Below are 21,115 nucleotides of genomic sequence, written 5' to 3'. Positions count from 1 at the left end.
TAGATGACCCAAGAAACTTCCAATCAGTCCTTCATGAATAGCAGTTTGATGGCCAGAAAAGACGACACATCATGCAAAACTTTTGAACGCGCAGTGGAAGCGAGTGACCTGCTGTCCGTCGAAGATAATGAACATAGAATCCTGGGCCTCAATGCCATGCTCGCCGCAGCAAACCTGGACCCTTCAAGCGTTCTCTTGCTTCGCCACAAAGATACCAACGCCTCAAAAGGTTGCAGTCCCTACGAGCTTTGGCGGGATGCGCCGGAAAGGTTCGAAGATTACCAATCAGTGCAATCGGTGAAGCAGCGGAATCGATTTAAACGAAGTTTCTGGGCTGCGTTCGTAGTAAACGCTTTCGATGAGAACGTATTTGCGGGGATTTGGAAGACTCGGCGCAGCTACCAAATATCTCAGCCAAACCCAAAGCCTCAGGCGCCTGGAGAGTTCGATCCTCCCAATACATTGGACAAGTATGAAACTGCTTTAACGAACCGGTTATCTACTCTAAAAGGCAAACTTATTATTGACTGGGGGAAGGGCAAGCTGGCTTGGGTTCAACATGCTGAGAAAAATAACAAACGTGTTCTTGAGATTCGGGCAAGAGAGGAGGTGAGGTGGCCCATGCTTGACGGGCGCGCTAACCTTTAAGATTGAAGGCCCGGAAGCCAAAACCTAGGAGTGCTAAGATGGCCAAAAAGCAGCGCAAGACAGTCAAGCCGACTCGCCGTACTTTCACGCCGGAGTTCAAGCAGCAAGCCGTTCAAATGCTCTTGGATGGTTACACGGCCAGCTCGGTATCTGAGAATCTGGGCATTGGAAATAAGAACCTCGTTTACCGTTGGAAAGCTGAGCAAGTGGCTGGAGGGGGACCAGTTGCCGAATCGCTCGACGGCGAAGTCCGTGAGCTGCGGGAGGAATTGCGGCGTACTCAACGCGAACGCGACATTTTAAAAAAAGCGTTGGGCATTTTAAGCCAGCAAGAGTAGCCGAAATCTACCCGGTGATTTGTAAACTGTCGCAAGAAGGATTTGAAGTGGCTCATCTCTGCGAAGTTTTGGAAGTATCGCGAAGTGCATTTTACGACTGGAAGAACGCATCGCCAAACCTCTATCAGCGACAAGACAACGAGCTGCAACCTTTGATTAAAGACATTTTTTTTCAACACAAACGACGCTATATCGCGCGGCGGATCGCTATTGAAATTCAATCGCAGGGTATTTCCTGCAGTCGCCTGAAAGTCCGTAAAAACATGGTGCAAATGGGACTTTTCGCAATCCAGCCCAAGTCATTCAAACCGAGGACAACGGAGAGCAAACACACACTTGGGTACAACGAGAATCTCCTGCTCGAAGGAGTTGCGGTTACGGAGGTCAACCAGGTCTGGGCTGGAGACATCACGTACATCGGGGTGCAAAACAAGTTCGCTTACCTTGCGGTCTTAATGGACTTATTTTCGCGGAAAATCGTTGGCTGGTCGCTCGATTTGAATATGGAAGCACCTCTCGTTATTACAGCCTTGAAGCAAGCGATCAAGCAACGCCAACCCGCGCCAGGACTGATTCACCACACTGATCGTGGCGGACAGTACGCGGCCAAAGAGTACCGCAAGTTACTCGAGAGAGCTCGAATGAAACAGAGCATGAGTCGCGCTGCTGATTGTTACGACAACGCCTTTATGGAATCGTGTTTCGGAACCATCAAAAATGAATTGGAAATACGACCGTATGAATCATTCAAAGAAGCACTCGCAGAAATCCAGGAATACATCAATTACATCAACTCGATTCGTCGACACTCATCAATAGACTATCAATCACCAAACCGCTTCGAGCTCATTCAAAACGCTTAAGGGTTAGCGCGCCCGTCAAGCATGGGCCACCTCAACACACTGCATCTCGGCAGGAATGGTCCGGCGAAAGCGTCTGCCCAAGAAACATCCAAAGAGTGATCACGGGACTGTAAATTCGATCGCGGAATGCGTACCCAAGATCATGGCAGACTTAAATGACTTCAGCGGCCGGTAGGAACCGCTCAAAGATTAGCGATTGCTCCGGTTCGTCCTGAAGACTGGCTGCAACTTGGGCCAGTGATCGGTTAGAATTTGATCGCACGACTGGGCTCCTGTTTTGGTGAACTGGGTTTAGACGTACAGTTCATCAGAGCGGAGCTTGGTCGTGTTTGTAAGTTTCAATGGCGTGAAAATTGCTGGCTCGATTTTGCTATCACTGCCTGCAGCGCTGGCATAGACGGTAGCCCTATACATGCAGTGGACCAATGCTTAACCACGCGGCATTCAGGCCTGACCCATTTGCATTCCTCGCCGGGAGGAGAAAATTAAGATTCACCCAACAATTCGAAATACGCGTCGAGCCCGTGCAGTTCCTCATCGTCCTTCATCAATCGTTCATGGTAAGACTGGAAAGGGATTGGTTGCAATGATTGATCTGACACCGCTTCTCCCTCACCATTACCACCGCGATTGAGAAAATTTATCACGATAAGTGCATCGATAGGTGTCGCTCTATCGTCACCGTTTACGTCGTAATATGGAGGTGGCGCGGAGCCAGAACCATTCGCTGCGAGTTGGCCACTGCCGTTGCGATTTAGATAGTTAATGATAATTAATGCGTCTATGGGTTTTACATCCCCATCAACATTTACATCATATGGATCCAGAGGATTTTGCCAGAATGGCCCAGACACTAGATTGACATCGAATTCTTCAATGTAGGACGTTGGGTCCGCGTTAGCCATTGCATGCGCAGGTAGCGGCGTTCGAGTGGATGTTTGTTCGGCCCAGCTTAAGGTTCCGTCAGGAAAACCAAACAGAAGGTCGGGGAAGCCATCACCATTCATGTCGCCTGTGGCCGTAGACATACCTATTGTAGGCAATTGATTTGCCATTATCTCGGTGGCCGTCAAATCCCAACAAGCCAAGAATGTGGTTGGATCGTTCGTGATGGCTGGATAATACAAGATCCGCCCATCATTGGTCGTTACTAGTAGGTCTTCGTTCCCATCTTGGTTAAGATCCACGGCGTCTAGAGTGCGTATCGTCGGAACCGCAAACGGTGCACCCGCGACATTGATCGGTCCAGCCTGCTCCAGTCTCGGCTGACCGTCGCTGTTTGCATCGGTGAAAAGGACAATTTGACCTTCTTGAGTCGCGATCAGCAGGTCCAGGCGACCGTCTTGATTGATATCCATCATCGACAATGCGGTGGCCACCAAATCGATTGCTTGAGGTGCATCGGCTGGGCCATACATCAACGGCGTGGGATTGGAATAAATAGGAGCGATGTTCGTATTGACGTTCGTCCAAAGCATTAATTGCTGGAATTCATTGGAAGCAATCAGATCTAACGCTCCGTCACCGGTCCAGTCAACAAACAGGGGACGCTTCAAAGCGGAATCAAACTGGAGCGGCCCGTCATCGTCCAGCAGCGGGATTTGCGTTGTGAACAGTGGTTCTGCGGATGAGCCCTCATTCAACAACAGGTAGGCCTCATACACATCGGGCCCAACTTCGGTGGACACCACGAGATCTAGTCGCCCATCTTGGTTGAAATCGATAACCGACGGCACAGCAACACCGTCATAGTGCAATGCCACGCCACCCACGATCACTGGCTGTGAACTCTCAAAGCTACCGACTGAGAACGAAGGCCCTGAGACTCCCCAGGCGAGTTGCCCGCCGTTCTCATTGGTCAGCGTTTGAGCATCCAGCATGAGGTGGTAGCGCCCTTCCGTCAGTGGTTCATCCCAAGAAGCGGTCAGCAGAAAATCGACTGAGTCGTAATCGAATGAGAGCCCCTCCAGCGTGACCGCCGTCCCATCGGGAGTCTGGATACCGAAGGCGGTGGCGATCGCGTCGGTTGCGACTAGTTCTCCGAGGTTCATCGCTTGAGAAAATTCGATCTCCATGCTGCTGCGGTCTCGCGACACCGAGATTCCAACGACCCGGGCGGGTTCTAGGATGGTTGTCGTGGTATCAGCAACGACGGCGTGGGGCTCGATATAGCCAACATTGTCGGTTGCAACTGAGTAGAACGCATAGGTGCTTCCTGGAACGGCATCGTAAAAGCGTGCTTCGGTTTGAGCGGTATCATCAAGCCACAGCTCAAAAGGCCGATTGTCTCGAGAGACAAACACATCGAAGTTACGCACACCCGATCCACCGAAATCATCGCCCACCCACTGCACGAGCACACCGGGATAGCTTTCCGCAGCGAGTTCGTTCACCGAGCTCGTCGGCCCTTCGGCATCGATGGTATTAAAGACCGGAGGCGTTACAATTGCCTCATTTTGGTCGAAAATAATGTCCGCAATGGCATCAATAACGGTCCCGCTCTCAACATTCGCTTTGGTACGTATTGAGTAACTAGCAAAGCCCTGTCCTTCTGAGCCGTCCAAATTAGGTGGCAATAATCCAACTAGCGGGCTAAACGGCACCTCGCCCGTTTCCGGATCGATAGACTTGAGCTGGAACGTAATCTGGCCTGTCGCGACATCAATCCCTGCACTTACATCGAGAAAAATCCCCAGTTCCTGGGTATAGTCCAAACGCAGGTGTGACGAGCTGTCGTTTTGCAAGCTCGCAATGATGTTATCTCCAAATCCGATGGGTCCGAGTTTGAATGTAGAATAGTCAAGATCGTCATCGAGTTGCTGCGTAACTGTAACGACGGCTGCTGGAGCTGTCGCTTCTTCAGCGTCATTCTCAAATCGGATTGTGTAGTCGTATCGGACGTCCTGACGCGTCCAATTCTGCTCACCGAACCCTGTTGGTCCAAGAATATCGTTGGGATCGTAAGCACCGCAATCACCTGTCACCGCAACGACGTACTTATAGCAATCCGTATCTTCAGGTCTTTTGGCACCGCAAAAAATGTTGAAGGGGATTATCTGGGGAGTTCTCGTCAGCGTGAATACGCCGCGAAAAAATTCCTTTTCCTTCCCAATGCCAAAAATGCCACTGTCGTCACAAATCAGCACCAGTCGTAAGAAAATTGAATAGGTGTCACAGTCACCGTCTCCAATATCAGCACCACCATTCGGAGAGATCGTAACGCCAGACCCCGATGGATTGCTGATGACTTCAACGTACCAGGAAATGCCATTCGCCTTTAGCTTCGCAAGCGCCACGCGATCGTCTGCAGTCAATAGATCATACGAGAGGCCAGCTCCCTTTGGAATAGTTTCTGATCCACCTGGTGCAGATGGTTTAGGGCAATTCTGTTTTTCTGAGGCTAAGTCACGTTCATAACGCACCAAGGTTCGAGTGTAATTCTCTATTTCTTTTGTGAACGCTTCACTTTTACCGTTGAATTGGTTGCGATTGATTTCGATTAATCGAATGTGATCGCTGTAACGATTCAGGTGTCTATCGACCGTTGTGAGCGTTCCGTAGAACTCCGTTAAAAGCAGCGCAAGCAAACTTGCAATGCCGCTCGCTCCTCCAGTAGCGGGAACCGCAAGAAGTAACGCCCATGCGGCGTATTCATCCGCAATACCGACCGCAAGAAAGAGAGCAGCACTTGCGTGTCCTTCCTGTTTGTATGCTTCCTTTCTGAGTACCAGATCTACAGCTTGATGCCCCAAAAGCGTTGTCTTCAGAGCCAGCGCATCCAGATGAAGAACGCGACGCCAAGCGAGAAGGAAATCGTATTCAGACTTAAGTCTTGATGAGTTGCAGAAGCAATCAGGTTCCGTCGCCTCTTGAATCGAGTCGCTGGGGATTGGTTCCCATGGGATTGAAGTTACTCGGCTATACTCTCGGTTGAGTTCTTCGCGACGGTCAAAACGTACCTGCAAGCGTTTTTCATCTAATTCGGCTCCCGTATTTGCTGTTTGAGAAGTTCTGACCGACCCAGAACGCTGCGGTGGGCTTTGCGATGGTTGGGACGGCGCCACAAGAAAGACACGGCATGAATTGCATTGACTAAGCTCAGTGCTTACGTCCGTCGAAGTCCCCAGATTGACCGATTGTGCATTTTGAACTGTTCCTGTCGCTTGAATTGCAACCTCAACCAGCGCTGTCGGCAAATCCTGTATGGAATAACTTCCATCGCTGTTAGTCACTGCCTCAGCAATTACAACGCCGCGTAGCGAGACCGTCACCAGTGCATTTGCCAATGGAAGGCCCGAGCTGGACACGATGCCGGTCAGCGTTGCGCGTTGTTCCCCCAGCTCCAGTATCTTGTCTAGCGTGTTTGATGCGATGGTCGTCGATTCCACATGCGCTGGCATTCCCTCAGCAGTCACGATAATTTCGTAGTTCCCTGCGGCAAGGTACTGGAATAGCCAGACGCCAGTTGCGTCGGCGACGAGCTCGATGGCAGGAGCGTCTGCAAAGTCTGTGTTTACCAAGAAGACTGATGCACCTGATATAGGCAACCCCTGCGCGTCTTGCACCAAACCGCCAAGCATGAGTGAGCTTGCAGCAGCGATATCTTCGACGACGTGGTCGCCGGATGTCGTAGTGAGTCGCACGGATGTCTGTGGGACGCCCTCGGCTAGGAGCGTGAGCGTCTCAGTTCCATTTCGCGTCCCGACAAACAGGAAAGCCCCATTATCTCCAGTGATCACAGTCCGCACGGTTCGGTCATTCGTTATCGCATCAACAATAGTCGTCGTAATGGTGGCACCGACCAAAGGTTGACCACTGATGTCGGTCGCCGTACCAGCGATGGTACCTGTGGGTTCGGCAAAGTTAAGTTGAGAAGCACTACCAGCCGTCACTGCGATTGGCATCGACTCATATAATCGCGACGCGTGAACAACGGCCGCTACGTAATCACCTTCCACCATCTTATCGATTGAATACGTACCGTCGCTGTCAATGGGTGCCCAGCGGACAATTTGCTCATTCAAGTAGAGGGCAACCACTCCATCTGTGACTCCTGCGACAAACCCAGTAAGAGTTGCCTCTGTAGCGAGCTGAATATCTAACTCAAGACCACCGTCAGAAACATAAATCAGCTCCGATGTACTCGCGTAACCGTCAACTCCGATGCTTAAGCGATACACGCCGCCTGTTAATGCGGAGAAATTTAAGCTACCAGCATCATTAGTCGCAACACTAATGATCTCGTTGCCAGCGTTCGATTGCAGCATCACAGTGGCGTCAGCAATGGGAGCTCCAGCGCTGTCGGTGACATTTACAGATATCTCAAAACCATCGGCAAGCGTCACGTCACCTAGGTCAATAGGTGAGTCAATCGCGGTGTCGCCGATCGGCTGTACCATGCGCGCGAATCCATCACCGTCAACTTGAAGGCTAGCTTCTCCCGGTTCCAAGCCTGCAACAGTAAATTTACCATCGCTGTCTGTAACTACGGAACGAAGATTGGCATCGATTATCACACCAACCACGGCTCCTTCGACGGGTACTCCTGCTTCACTCACGATCCGTCCGGTCACTGTCGCCCCGATCGATAGATCGAAGGATTCTGAGAGTGAAGGACCACGAACATCCACGTCTCTCGAGGCGACCCTGAAATCTGGGTGGGTAACTCCCGCAGCCCAGAGCCCGGGAGACACGCCGTTGAATGAGAAGTTGCCATCGTCCTGCGAGAAGACGGTTAGTACTTCGCCCGATGCGTAGTTGAGTAATCGCACTTGCGCATCACTGACTAAACCAGTCGCTGATTGGACTGAGCCAGTGAGTCGCGTGGCTGTGGCAAGCTCTAACGTTTCCACCACTGCCTCACCAAAGCCTACTGAGAACTGCCGGATGGCAGTCTCCCAACCCGGAGCCGTCGCAGTGAGCGTGTATTCACCGGGCAGAAGGTCCGCAAATTGAAAGATTCCATAGTCGTCGATTTCGCCTAGAAAGCTCTGGTCGAGCAGTTCCGATGTCAATGACAGCCGGAGGTCGTCCAACAGTTGTCCATTTGTTCCGAGGACAGACCCCGACACGGTGCTACCGATCGCGATTTGAAGCGAAGCGGAAGCCGGTTCGCCGGCAGCTACCTCCACAGAGGTCGCATGTATGACCACCGCACCACCAGTGACGCTGAGCTCGAACGTGCCATCGCCAATACCGACCAGCGAGAACACTCCATCAGTACGAACTGGAGCCGAAAATGCTTCCAACGTATTGGCGTTCCTAGCCGTGACTATCAAGTCGGTGAGGTCGATGTCAAAGGCGCCGTAATCAACGATTCCTTGAATTGACGACGAGCTTGTGGCCGCGTGGCGGTCGAAAGCTTCTTGCGTTAGTGTGAGCGTCGCCTCAAATACGTCGGCTGGCAGTTCCGGCACGACAAACGCCATCTCCAAAAGCATTCGGTTGTAGTCCCTAACCGTGAGCCCAACAGAATCCTGGAATTCATCAAACAGCTGAGTGAACTGTTCTGCGGTAAGGTATCCGCGGTCGAGTCGATCCCGCTCCGCTTCCCAGTTGAAGAGTTCTTCGGGTTCATCGTAAAGCACGTCGATCGCGTAGAGCGCGGCTTCGCCTCGAACCTCGCTCGCTAACCGTGGTACCACCTGATAGAGCTTCGATCCACTTTGTCCAGGTAAGAGTAGTCCTGGAACCATTTCATCTAGCTCTGGATAGGCAAAAAAGGTATCGACGTTCGTTCCGTTGAATTTCTGATAGTATCCAGACCCAGAAAGATTGGATTGGAATTCTTCCGCGAATGGTTCGCTGCTGGTGAAGACGGTTAAAGGGACCGCTATATCGTTAAGCCCCGTATTTCCCCACGAAACAGTGACCGGAAAGTGAACGAAAGGAGAATGAAAGGGGCGACGGAAAGCGGGCGGGCTAGCAATGGTTGGCGCGAATACGCTTCCACCGCCGAGTACCACCTCAAAGGAATTCACAATGGTCACTTCCAGACTCGATGAATTCGCAACGACAACGTCATAGGTACCCGGTTGAACACTCGTCAAATCAAAGGTTGCGTAGAGTTTCTTAGAATCCGGTCGATAGTAACTCTCGGCGATGGCGACGTTGCCTAAACCATCATTGAGAAATACTTCCATCGAACGATCGAAATTGCCTCCATTGATCTCGATGGTGCGGTTGCCTGCCGTGCCGCCCTTCCCGAAGTCGGTATCTAGTACGGCGAACTCACCACGCTTAAGCAGCTTTGCCTCGACCGTCGCGTTACCCAATAGTCCAAGTTGATTTTGGTTCGGTGCGACAAATCCCGCTATGTAGTAGGTTCCTACCTCAAGAGAGGACTCCACGATCCAATGGTTCGAAACGAGTCCACGTTGGGAACTCAAATCATGTTCGCGGCGACTCGGAAGCGTTTCGCGACTCATGTACATTTCGTTGGCGACATTAGTATTCTCGGTACTAAAATAAGCGACTAACGCTCCGCCAACAAATTCTTCGGTTACCTCGATCTTGTAGTAGATCGCCTCTCGATACTCGACTTCCTGCGAGACGGGTATTTCGCTCTCGAGAGTCGGTATGTCGAAGCTGGCCTGCTTGGACGATGTCGACGCGTTATCTCCGAAATCGGACTCGGCAATGGTGGATAATAGGTTGCTGCGCACCAGCACGTGGTACTTGCCAGGCAGGACCGCAGGAATCGGGGCCGTGATCGATCCGGTGTACTCGCCCCCATTCGCGGCCACCACACCGCTGGCAGCGCTGTCGTAAGGAACCCTGGCGATCAGCGCGTCGTCCAGATCCCAAATATTGTCTTCAGAGAGGTACAAGTAGTCCCACCAGAGACCTTCGGCCGGGTCACTCCCTTCATTGGTAACCGTCCAGGTCCACTCCTGTTCCTCGCCATAGAGTCCACCTACCGGGTTACGCACCGAGGTGACGACCAAGTCGGGCGACTTGAGAACGATTGTTGCGGTAAAAATATCATCGCTTTGGCCACCGACGCCATCTTCGTTCTGATCCAGTAGGTTGCCCGTGGTATCCCGAATGTCCGCGCCAATGGTCACCGCGTACTGGCCGGAAAGGATTTGGGATTCAAAGAACATCGTTGCCCGGGTCTCCTCCACCTGAACGCCCGTGATCTGGTTGAGCAGCGATCCCGCTGGGCCTTGGAATCCAAGGATGTCTTCCTGGGTGAACGTATCGACGTCGATTGGTTCGCTAAAATAGAACGTGAGTTCGTCGATTGGCGCGGAGGCTGTGGTTTGGGGATCCGTCAAGAAGATCCGAGGCCCGCGTTGATCACGGTAGATGGTGGCCGTGTAACGATCCTCCAGCGGTTCGCCAACGTTACCGTCTTGATCCTGATCGAGCGGTACGCCAGTTAGACTATTTATCTCGGCGCTAAGAGAGACAACGATCGGATCGACCACGTCTTGCGGATCGAATTCGATCGCCAGCGTGTTGCCATCAACCCATACTGCGGTATTCGGACTGATTGGGATCGTCCCACTGCTGAGTGAAATTAGATCTTCAGCCAAGTCGAAACTGGCCGAGTCCATCTCCTGATTGAAGGCGATAACAACGGTGTCCACGGTCGTATCGTCGTTGCCGGTCACTGCGCTGGAGATGACATGGGGACTTTCAGGACCACGCATTACAAACTGGTAATTGGCCGTGTCGTCGCCTCGTCCCAGAATTCTCAACGTGTATTGCCCGGGCTGATTTATGGAGATTGCATACTGCTTTCGTGGCCCCATGCCGACAGATTCCTCGGCGACAAACACTGTGCGACCATCTTCAGCTTGTAGAATCAATTCCAGCGGGCCCTCGCCAATCACCGATAGCATTTCCAACTCGTAGATGGCCGCCTGCTTCGCATTCAGACGCCAAATATCCAACTCACCAGGATGATCGATCGCACCGGAATTGGACCGATTCAATAACAGTTCCGCAGAATCAATCGGGGCGTCATTGATCTCGTAGGAATAGAGAGGATCGGAATCCGGGTGAGCAAAGACCTGAATCTCGTAGTTGCCGGCGAAATCAAGCCGGAACGGTCCGAAGTCACCTTGGTCAGGATCGGAGGGGATTGCCTGGGAAGCAAAAACGAAATTTCCGTTGGGGTCGACTAATCGGAATCCAACTGGATCTTGCTGGTTTTCCAACACGTTGAAAAACACTCGTTTGCCAGGTTCATCATTGATATATGGAAACACCTGAACGGGGTCTCGATCGAATTGTCGTGAGAGCACCACCGACGACGATCCATAGACAACTTCCAGGGGAGGCTCCAGTTCGCCAAGCCCGGACACGGTATCAAATTCTCCTGAGATACCATCTGCCTGAATCAACGAAATGTCAGACCATGCGTCCGGTTCAAATCCGTCACGAGTGACCTCAAGTGCGCCGCCGAGCTTCACTGCACCCCGAACCCGCAACAGAGAATAATCGAGGCTGTCGATCTCACCACTTAAATTGAGCTTCAGGGATCCACTGAGTTGCGCAAAATCCCCATGAATCTCCACTCGATCAATCGATATGGACGCGCGATTGTTTAGGTTGCCGTAAATCGTGCCCGAACCAACCAAAAGCGATGAAGTTCCGACATCGAGCGTCCCAACCAGAAGACGACCGCTGATGCCAAGCGGAACGTAGACGCCGCGTATCGTCACATAATGCCCCAGCACCATCTCGCCACCTTGAGACGCTGTTAGGCGTGAGTACTCAGGATCTATGCGGTCCTCAAATCCCCCTGTAAGCGATCCAGAGCTATAATCTAAAAAGCTTCGCAGGGAACTCAGATCGACTCGGCTGTCAACGCCGTCGGCAAGTACTTGGATCGAACGCCCCCGTTGATCACCAGAATTCGGATCGATGATTTCGCTCACTTGCGGCAGAAGCAGCTCGCCCCCATCTTTGGCCTCTAGGAAGATGTCTTGTTTTGACTCAGTGCCGTTATTGATCGCCGTCAGGTTCGGCAGGCTGAGCACGCTACCGGTACCGGTCGCTCGCCACACCAAGTCGCCGGAAAGGTTCGTCGATGACGAAACCCCGGGCAACTCGATGGCCACGCCCCCGGAAATATAGATATCACGACCATCCATGTCCGTGACACTGGTCAAGTCAATGTCGACACCGGAGATCGAAAACCAACCGAGGTCAGCATCTGTCAGCGACGAAAGATCGACGTCGACGTCCGTGATATTAAAACCAGTGTTAACGGCGCTGGTCAAAGATGACAGGTCGATTGGCGCGTTGCTAATATCAAGTCGGCTATTCCTGAGGTCCTGGAAAGTGGTCGTATCAATCGTACCTGACGCATCAAGTGGAATGTATACACCGCGAGTCGTCAGTGATCCGCTGAGCGCAATCTCGCCACCTTGAGACGCTGTTAGGCGTGAGTACTCAGGATCTATGCGGTCCTCAAATCCCCCTGTAAGCGATCCAGAGCTATAATCTAAAAAGCTTCGCAGGGAACTCAGATCGACTCGGCTGTCAAGGCCGTCGGAAAGTACTTGGATCGAACGCCCCCGTTGATCACCGGAATTCGGGTCGATGATGTCACTCACTTGCGGCAGAAGCAACTCGCCCCCATCTTTGGCCTCTAGGAAGATGTCCTGCCGCCACTCAGTACCGTTATTGATCGCCGTCAGGTTCGGCAGGCTGAGCACGCTACCGGTACCGGTCGCTCGCCACACCATGTCGCCGGAAAGGTTCGTCGATGACGAAACCCCGGGCAACTCGATGGCCACGCCCCCGGAAATATAGATATCACGACCATCCATGTCCGTGACACTGGTCAAGTCAATGTCGACACCGGAGATCGAAAACCAACCGAGGTCAGCATCTGTCAGCGACGAAAGATCGACGTCGACGTCCGTGATATTAAAACCAGTGTTAACGGCGCTGGTCAAAGATGACAGGTCGATTGGCGCGTTGCTAATATCAAGTCGGCTATTCCTGAGGTCCTGGAAAGTGGTCGTATCAATCGTACCTGACGCATCAAGTGGAATGTATACACCGCGAGTCGTCAGTGATCCGCTGAGCGCAATCTCGCCACCTTGAGACGCTGTTAGGCGTGAGTACTCAGGATCTATGCGGTCCTCAAATCCCCCTGTAAGCGATCCAGAGCTATAATCTAAAAAGCTTCGCAGGGAACTCAGATCGACTCGGCTGTCAAGGCCGTCGGAAAGTACTTGGATCGAACGCCCCCGTTGATCACCGGAATTCGGGTCGATGATGTCACTCACTTGCGGCAGAAGCAACTCGCCCCCATCTTTGGCCTCTAGGAAGATGTCCTGCCGCCACTCAGTACCGTTATTGATCGCCGTCAGGTTCGGCAGGCTGAGCACGCTACCGGTACCGGTCGCTCGCCACACCATGTCGCCGGAAAGGTTCGTCGATGACGAAACCCCGGGCAACTCGATGGCCACGCCCCCGGAAATATAGATATCACGACCATCCATGTCCGTGACACTGGTCAAGTCAATGTCGACACCGGAGATCGAAAACCAACCGAGGTCAGCATCTGTCAACGACGAAAGATCGACGTCGACGTCCGTGATATTAAAACCAGTGTTAACGGCGCTGGTCAAAGATGACAGGTCGATTGGCGCGTTGCTAATATCAAGTCGGCTATTCCTGAGGTTCTCGAAAGTGGTCGTATCAATCGTACCTGACGCATCAAGTGGAATGTATACACCGCGAGTCGTCAGTGATCCGCTGAGCACAATCTCTCCACCTTGAGACGCTGTTAGGCGTGAGTACTCAGGATCTATGCGGTCCTCAAATCCCCCTGTAAGCGATCCAGAGCTATAATCTAAAAAGCTTCGCAGGGAACTCAGATCGACTCGGCTGTCAACGCCATCGGAAAGAACTTGGATCGAACGCCCCCGTTGATCACCAGAATTCGGGTCGATGATTTCGCTCACTTGCGGCAGAAGCAGTTCGCCCCCATCTTTGGCCTCTAGGAAGATGTCCTGCCGCCACTCAGTACCGTTATTGATCGCCGTCAGGTTCGGTAGGCTGAGCACGCTACCGGTACCGGTCGCTCGCCACACCATGTCGCCGGAGAGGTTCGTCGATGACGAGACCCCGGGCAACTCAATGGCCACGCCCCCGGAAATATAGATATCACGACCATCCATGTCCGTGATACTGGTCAAGTCAATGTCGACACCGGAGATCGAAAACCAACCGAGGTCAGCATCTGTCAACGACGAAAGGTCGACGTCGACGCCCGTGATATTAAAACCGGTGTTAACGGCGCTGGTCAAAGATGACAGGTCGATTGGCGCGTTGCTAATATCAAGTCGACTATTTCTTAAGTTCTCGAAAGTGGTCGTATCAATCGTACCTGACGCATCAAGTGGAATGTATACACCGCGAGTCGTCAGTGATCCGCTGAGCACAATCTCTCCACCTTGAGACGCTGTTAGGCGTGAGTACTCAGGATCTATGCGGTCCTCAAATCCCCCTGTAAGCGATCCAGAGCTATAATCTAAAAAGCTTCGCAGGGAACTCAGATCGACTCGGCTGTCAACGCCATCGGAAAGAACTTGGATCGAACGCCCCCGTTGATCACCAGAATTCGGGTCGATGATTTCGCTCACTTGCGGCAGAAGCAGTTCGCCCCCATCTTTGGCCTCTAGGAAGATGTCCTGCCGCCACTCAGTACCGTTATTGATCGCCGTCAGGTTCGGTAGGCTGAGCACGCTACCCGGGCCGGTGGCCCGCCATACCATATCACCACTACTGTTAGAAACTTCTTGCACCGATCCAATGACGAGAGCGCCTCCGTCGCTGACCAAAAGATCCGCGCCGTTGATCGACGAGGCGGCAGCGCTGGAAAATTCTGAATTCTCCCCTGAGACTTGCAGATATCTCCCTCCCTGAACGCTGACGGTACTCGTCAAAAGTAAACCGTCCTCGACAAGTAGATTGCTTTTTAGGGTTAACGAGTTGATGGTCGTATTTCCGCTCGCGTACTCGATCCTGGATGCGCCCGCATCGATCGCTACGTCATCAGTCTCCGATGGCAATTGATCAGAGCTCCAATTGAGGGGATTGCTCCATGCAAGATCGCCACCGCCACCGTCCCATGAAACCGCCGCAAGCATGCGTCGATCTTCAAGAATCTCGACCGAAAGCCGACGCCTTCGGTTTGTCCGCGCCCTAAGACTGCGTTGACTTGCCGAACGTTTGAAGCCATCCATTTATTCGATTGCCTAAAAAAGAAGCGTGAATCGGTCGCGAATATGTACGGAATGCCATTGCGCGACTGAATAACTAGCGCTAGAAATCAAGCTCTAATTGCCACCTTAGATCGCATCTGACCTGGAACCGCCGGTATTGAGATTCCCTAAAATTCAGGTTCTCGAAATCTATTTACGCAATCGCATTGCGCGGGAATAGCTTTTTTCAGCTTTTTCGGAACACCGAACTGAATTTTGCTCGCTTGAGACGCGGGGCGAATAGAACTAAAATCGCGTTCGGCCTCGATTTCGGTATCGAAGCAGGCACCTGAAGTTCGCAACGGGTCTTGTTGGCATGCATTTCCTTTCCAATTGAGAATGACTCCATGGCAGGCTTGATACCCACAACCCGGGCTTCCTTAGTCGGGGGATTGTCTGCGGCTCGGTCAGAATTGGTTTGGCACGACTTTTTCCTGGCATACCGGCCCGTGATTCAGCATTGGGCTAGCAAGAGCGGAATCCGCCCCAACGAGGCGGATGATCTACTCTCGGACATTTACCTCCATCTGATCGAGCGTTTGGCACGGTTTACCTACAGCGAAGACCGACGATTCCGCGGATGGCTGCGTTTGTGCGTCGCCTCTGCGATCGCGGAATTTCAGCGAAAGCGACATAAGCAGGTGGGGGAGCCGATTTCCGATCGACGTTTCGAACTAGCTTGCGAAAGCTTGGCGGCAAGAGAATTGGAAGAGGAGTTCAGCGAGTCGCTTGGACGCCAAATTGATCTGGGGAATCAAATCGCTATGGCAGTCAAGTCGCGCGTCAACCAGAAAAACTGGCAAGCTTTCTATTTCACCTACGTGCTGGGCGAAGAAACCGAGGAAGCCGCTTCGAAATTGGGGATTTCCAAGGGAGCCGTTCACATTGCCCGTTGCAGGGTTAAAGCGATGCTGGTTCGCGAAGCTGCCAAAGCGGAACAAGCTTAATTAATCTTGGCGTGCAATGAATTTCCGTATCTAAGGGTTGCGGGGGACTCCATGCTGACTTAGACGCCCGCAAACTGTTCCAGCCGCAACTGTTAGGAATCGACCGGTGACTAGCTGCCCCTCCAATGAAGTGCTGATTCGACTGGTTTGCGAGGGAGTCGTTTTGGACGACGACCTGGAGAACCACCTGTCGGAATGCGAACAGTGCCAAGGTTTGCTCGAGCGACTTGAGTCGATTTCGCCGAGCTTGAAAACTGTTCCGTTCGCTAGCGACTCAATCGAATTTAGAAAACAGTCGGCGGGTGAACCGTACTTAGGCCGCTATATCATTCTAGAGTTTGTCGGGCGGGGTTCGTCCGGTGAAGTTTTTCGCGGGATTCACAAGTCGACGGGCCGTCAGGTTGCGATCAAGATTTTCAGGTTCGAACGGCAACCGCCAGACCGCCTGCGAGAATGGAAACGCGAGGCCCGTTTGGCTGGCCGAGTCAACCATCCCAACGTGCTGCAGATACTTGACGCCGACAGTGTCGAAGACCGCATCTACTGTGTTTTCGAGTGGGTTTCAGACGGCAATTTGCTGGAGAGAATTCAACAATCGCCGCTCGATATCAAACTCGCTTCAAGATACGCCCGAGACATCGCGAAAGGGGTGCAGGCATTGCACGAGAATCGAATCGTACATCGAGACATCAAGCCTTCGAACATCCTAATCGACTCGTCAGGAAACCTGAAAATCGCCGATTTTGGTATCGCAAGGTCATTGGATGAACCGGCGTCGACAAATGCCCATCGGTTGCTTGGAACGATTGGCTATATGGCTCCTGAGCAGTTGGGAATCATTGATGATCAAATCTGCGAAGCAGCCGACATCTATGCCATCGGTGCCGTTCTCTACGCCATGCTGATCGGAAGGGGGCCATTTGCGGGAAGCGACCAGAATGAGGTGATCAGCCGAGCGAGTCGCGGCGATTTGGTGCCACCCACTGTAATAAGAAAAATCCCCAGAGATCTCGAAACCATCTGCCTCAAATGTCTAGAACAGTTGCCAGCAGGACGCTACCGCTCCGCCAGCGAGCTTGCCGACGACTTGCAGCGGTACATGGATCACAAGCCGATTCTGGCGCATCGCCCAATCGCTGCAAAAATCATCGCAAGACGAGTCATGCGAAATCCTCGTTTTCGCATTTCGATCGGTGCTGCCGTTTTCTTAGCACTCGGAGCCTCGATCACGTACGGTGCATTGTCCAGTCGAGAAACACAGCGAAAAAAGCAATCTGCGATTCAATCGGTTCTCGACAGCGATCCTACGGAATTAAAAAACCAGTTCGCTGTTTTCAAGAGTCTTAGCGATAGTGATCTTTCCATTGCAGCTGTTGTGAATGCCCGCTCAAAAGCAGAATTCAGCCCACGACAAGCATTGCGCAGTCTATTAATTTCTCCGTCTTTATTTGAACAACAACTGCCTGAGCTCATACGCAGCTTAGAGAATCTTTCGGTCGTAGAAATACAGACGTTCGTGGATTGTGCCAGAAAGCATAAGGTCGTACTTAGCCCCACGAGCAAGCAAGAAATAGCTCGAGCGCTAAGAGAAAGCGACATCGCTAAACAACAAATCCGGCTGGCGGCGGTTCTTACGCTGGCAGGCTCGCTGAACCAAGCCGAGTTAGGAATCGTAACTCAAGCCTTGCGGAACTTGTTCATTGAAGACTTTCCTGCTTGGCGAGAATGTTTTGAACCGTTTCAAGAAAGCTTATCCGTCAAATGTTTGGAATCGATCCTAGAAAACCCCAAAGACTCAAACAACGCTAATTTGATCGATTACGCTTTGGGGCTCGATGCGATTCCGCCTGATGTAACCGCCGATCTCTTAAGTTATGCGGCTCCGGGGCGAATCGCATCGTACATCAGCCGAATGTCGCCTGATAAATCGCCGCTGGACCGTAGTTTGATTCTGGCCCGGGATCAATTGAAACAAACAAGTGGTAAATCAGCATCAGTTCAGCAGAAAAACGCGAGCCCTTCTCCTGCAATCGCCAAGGTTGCTGACAAGCACAACGGCATCTTAATCGAACAGTCTTGCCTATTCCCCAGTATCCCTAAATCGGATTGGGAACGGGCACAACAAAGTGTCTTTGATGCGGGCTTTCATTTCACTTCCGTTCGGCCGGCAGTGGTCAATGGCGAGGTGTTGATTGCGGCGACTGCTGTTTCTAGCCAGACCCTTGCGGAATGTTGGGGCACCGGGCCCAAGACTGTAGAAGACGGATCAACGACGGTCATGATCGACCTGAGCGAGTCTAGGTTTCCGATTGAAATGCAGCTTAAGGCGGAACAGGGTTACACACCGATTGCGGTGTGGGGCAGATTCGCAAATGATCAGATCGATGTCAACATCGTCGGCGAAGACGACCTAAGAATCAGCTGCGTTTGGTCGAATTTTGGCAATAATCCGGCGCAGGTAACCATTGACAAAAGTCGCGATGAACTTGGGCTGGAAATAAAACCAACTCGACAGACCTCGGCAGCACTCGATTCGGTTTGGTTTCAGGAACTGAAGGTCGGAGGTCCCGGTCTCACGAGCGAGGATTCTGCGGATGTTACGTACCGCACCATCAGCCTTGTTCGGCAACAGACGTTCACCTCCGACGAACAGCGGACCGCATACACGCCAGAGCTCCATTTTCCTGGAGAAAAAATCCACGTCATCGAGCGCAATTTTCGTTATCGAGATCGCGGCCAGAAAACATGGACGGATTTTGGCGATCAGGAACACGGGGTGTTTGATTTTGTTCGATCGTTGGGTTTTCTACCTGAGGACGTATTTCTTACTAGCGATAATGAAGGACTCCCGACCACCGCCAGCCGGTGGTCGAGAAAGGAGGCAATTCCTGAGGAGGCAGAAATTCGTCGGCGTGCAAATCTGGTCTTTGCCGCCTGGCTGTTGGGAGATCCGATCCCTTTCTTGCAGGAAATCGATCAGCAACGTGACACGAGCACACGTACATTTTTGATCAGTTTTGCCAGCGTGCTTCAACACGAACACTTATTAAAGCTGCTTGACCTAGCTCGATCGGCCGATAGTCCAAGCGAACGTCAAGCGGTTTGGTTAATGGCGGGTAATTTGCCAAATGCGTTGCAAACACGAACACTCTTGCAGCAAATACGTGACATATGCGGAGTCAGCGAGTATGCCGGGGTCCGGAAAGCGGCAGACTGGGCATTTCGCCAGGTCGGCTCAAGCTCAGAAGCTGCGGTGTTGCCATTGGAATCTACCGACAAAGAACACGGGCAGATCTTTGAGAATTCAATGGGACAGGAGTTTGTCGTTATTGATCGCCGACAACAGCCCTGCTTTCTTGGTGCGCAGCGGGTGCTGCCACTTTCCAGCAAATCGCATCAAGCAATCACTGTTCCCAAATATCGATTTGCGGTCGCGTTGCATGAAGTGACACACGGGGAGTTTCAGGCGTTTGTTGACGATGTCTATCCTAAAGGTGGTTATGAAAGAACCCTGCCTGACCACGCCACCTCCGAAGATTGTCCTGCTGTTAATATCCCATACCGCCACATGTTACACTATTGCCGTTGGTTAAGCGAAAAAGATGGCATTGATTTGTTGAAGATCGGATTGCCACCGCTTAGCAGTGATTTCTACAATACTAAGGACCAGTACGTGGACGATTTCAGCCGGAATCTTGTTGACTACGAAGGCTATCGATTACCAACGGTTGAGGAGTGGCAAATTGCTGCTCGTGCCGGAACCACTACAGATCGTTTCACTGGAGTTTGCACCTCCGAGTTATATGGCTACAGCAATGTTTCTAGCCTGTCGGACACACGCCTTGAAGCCGTCGGGCGTTTAATGCCAAATCCGCTAGGGCTTCATGATATTTATGGGAATGCACTCGAGATGTGCCTGCGTTATCCTCACGGACGCAATGGTCGAACATCCTGGAAAGGAATCAATGAAGATCCGAAAGCGGCGATCGCTTGTGGCGGTTCATTTCTCACAAACGAACGCTATTCCGCTTCGACTGGCATCTTCGCCGTCCCGGAAAAAAATAGCAGCGACGATAACATTGGATTTCGAGTGGCAAGGACGATTCTCGATTCCCCATCCGACTGAGAAGTCATAACAACTACGTTGGAACTTTTCGATCATTCGCCGCGCTGTAAAAAAAGTCCGCCACACCGAGAGCCAATGAATTCCGGAGCCAATCGTCCCCTCTCGACGATTTCGATCGTCACTTAGACGGTGGTCCGCTGGTCATGGCGAGAGCGAGTGTGAGAGCGTTTTCTCGCTGAGTGCGCAGCAGCGAACGCACGCGTTTTTAATCGAGTGCATTCCTGAGTGCCTGGAAACCGCGTTAGGCCGCTGCTCGATACGACTTCAGTTGCCCGCCCAGTTCCTCGAAACACTCGATTCTGCGTGTGGCAAAATCGATGTCTTCCGGCTCTGCTTCGTCACGCACTGGTGGACGGTTGTCACGTTCTGAATGGCAGCGACGGTTGTTGTACCAGCCGCCGACGCTCCTGATTGTTCAGCCGGATTCGGTCAGGTAACTTCCTCCGGAGGGTCTTGTTTTCCGTTTTTAGGTAGGTCACTTGCTGGGCCAATTCCTGCCTGGAGAGGGACGCGAGCAACGTCAGCAGCGGATGGATGATGGCGGCCATCTGAGCTGCGGAAGCCTTGCAAATACGGGTAGAATCGGAGTGGCGACATTTTTTTACCCCGCTAGGACGATAAGGCCACAGCACGATCGATTCCAAGCAATCGCCGGTTGTTGCCCAGGCCAAAGTTGGCATCGATATGTCGTCGCAATTAACCGACGCATCGCTGTATTCGTCAGAGTCAGCGACAGCTCCGTCCATGCAAGCCAACGAATCAAACACGCAAAGCTGTTAACCAGAAAAGCGTTCAATCGCGCTCGTGAAAGAATGGACCTCTAGTTAACAGTTCCGCGTTAACCAACACTGAATCCGTTCTCAGCCGTCCCGAACTTCAGAAGTGGCAATCTATCGGGATGCGAATTTTAGAAGCGATGCAAAAACCAGCGTGAAATTCCGCCGCAACCAGAGAGTTA

General features: G+C 52.2%; 7 protein-coding genes. 5 read left to right on the top strand and 2 right to left on the bottom strand.

Going from position 1 to position 21,115, the window contains the following annotated elements:
* The first annotated feature begins 3 nt into the window (after positions 1-3).
* Genes SH139x_RS13660 through SH139x_RS13650 form a run of 3 tightly spaced genes read left to right on the top strand, consistent with a single transcriptional unit; the run spans position 4 to position 1,849 of the window.
* Positions 4-648 carry a hypothetical protein gene (locus SH139x_RS13660; protein WP_488355749.1) on the top strand — a complete coding sequence of 215 codons (645 nt, stop codon included), beginning with the start codon at positions 4-6 and terminating at the stop codon, positions 646-648.
* A gap of 38 nt (positions 649-686) precedes the next feature.
* Positions 687-986, top strand: a complete 300-nt coding sequence (locus SH139x_RS13655) for a transposase (RefSeq protein ID WP_488355748.1) — start codon at positions 687-689, stop codon at positions 984-986.
* 14 nt (positions 987-1,000) lie between these two features.
* Positions 1,001-1,849 (top strand): IS3 family transposase, encoded by an 849-nt coding sequence (locus SH139x_RS13650; protein WP_488355747.1) that lies wholly within the window; start codon positions 1,001-1,003, stop codon positions 1,847-1,849.
* A 485-nt stretch (positions 1,850-2,334) separates the two neighbouring features.
* On the opposite strand, the gene SH139x_RS13645 is transcribed toward SH139x_RS13650, so the two are convergent.
* The gene (locus SH139x_RS13645) at positions 2,335-14,970 is read right to left on the bottom strand and encodes a carboxypeptidase regulatory-like domain-containing protein (protein ID WP_488355746.1); all 12,636 of its coding nucleotides are present in this window, start codon (positions 14,968-14,970) and stop codon (positions 2,335-2,337) included.
* A 461-nt stretch (positions 14,971-15,431) separates the two neighbouring features.
* Here SH139x_RS13645 and SH139x_RS13640 point away from each other — a divergent pair, with 461 nt between their 5' ends.
* Positions 15,432-16,031 carry an RNA polymerase sigma factor gene (locus SH139x_RS13640; RefSeq protein ID WP_488355745.1) on the top strand — a complete coding sequence of 200 codons (600 nt, stop codon included), beginning with the start codon at positions 15,432-15,434 and terminating at the stop codon, positions 16,029-16,031.
* Positions 16,032-16,137: 106 nt separating this feature from the next.
* Positions 16,138-20,157, top strand: a complete 4,020-nt coding sequence (locus SH139x_RS13635) for a protein kinase domain-containing protein (RefSeq protein ID WP_488355744.1) — start codon at positions 16,138-16,140, stop codon at positions 20,155-20,157.
* A gap of 359 nt (positions 20,158-20,516) precedes the next feature.
* Here the strand turns inward: SH139x_RS13635 and SH139x_RS13630 are convergent, their stop codons facing one another.
* Positions 20,517-20,837, bottom strand: coding sequence for a hypothetical protein (locus SH139x_RS13630; RefSeq protein ID WP_488355743.1), 321 nt, complete (start codon positions 20,835-20,837; stop codon positions 20,517-20,519).
* Positions 20,838-21,115: the final 278 nt, after the last annotated feature.

Origin of the sequence: Kothea flammea (assembly GCF_052161645.1) — a bacterium.
Lineage (GTDB): Bacteria > Planctomycetota > Planctomycetia > Pirellulales > Pirellulaceae > Laterigemmans.
The sequence above is the reverse complement of the archived record's forward strand: the minus strand, read 5'-3'. Positions and strand labels throughout refer to the sequence as shown.

What these genes read in the sequence shown, in the direction of transcription:
- SH139x_RS13640 (WP_488355745.1), top strand. Translation starts at nt 15,432, where the DNA reads ATGGCAGGCTTGATACCCACAACCCGGGCTTCCTTAGTCGGGGGATTG.
- SH139x_RS13630 (WP_488355743.1), bottom strand. Translation starts at nt 20,837, where the DNA reads ATGCCAACTTTGGCCTGGGCAACAACCGGCGATTGCTTGGAATCGATC.
- SH139x_RS13660 (WP_488355749.1), top strand. Translation starts at nt 4, where the DNA reads ATGACCCAAGAAACTTCCAATCAGTCCTTCATGAATAGCAGTTTGATG.
- SH139x_RS13655 (WP_488355748.1), top strand. Translation starts at nt 687, where the DNA reads ATGGCCAAAAAGCAGCGCAAGACAGTCAAGCCGACTCGCCGTACTTTC.
- SH139x_RS13645 (WP_488355746.1), bottom strand. Translation starts at nt 14,970, where the DNA reads ATGCTTGCGGCGGTTTCATGGGACGGTGGCGGTGGCGATCTTGCATGG.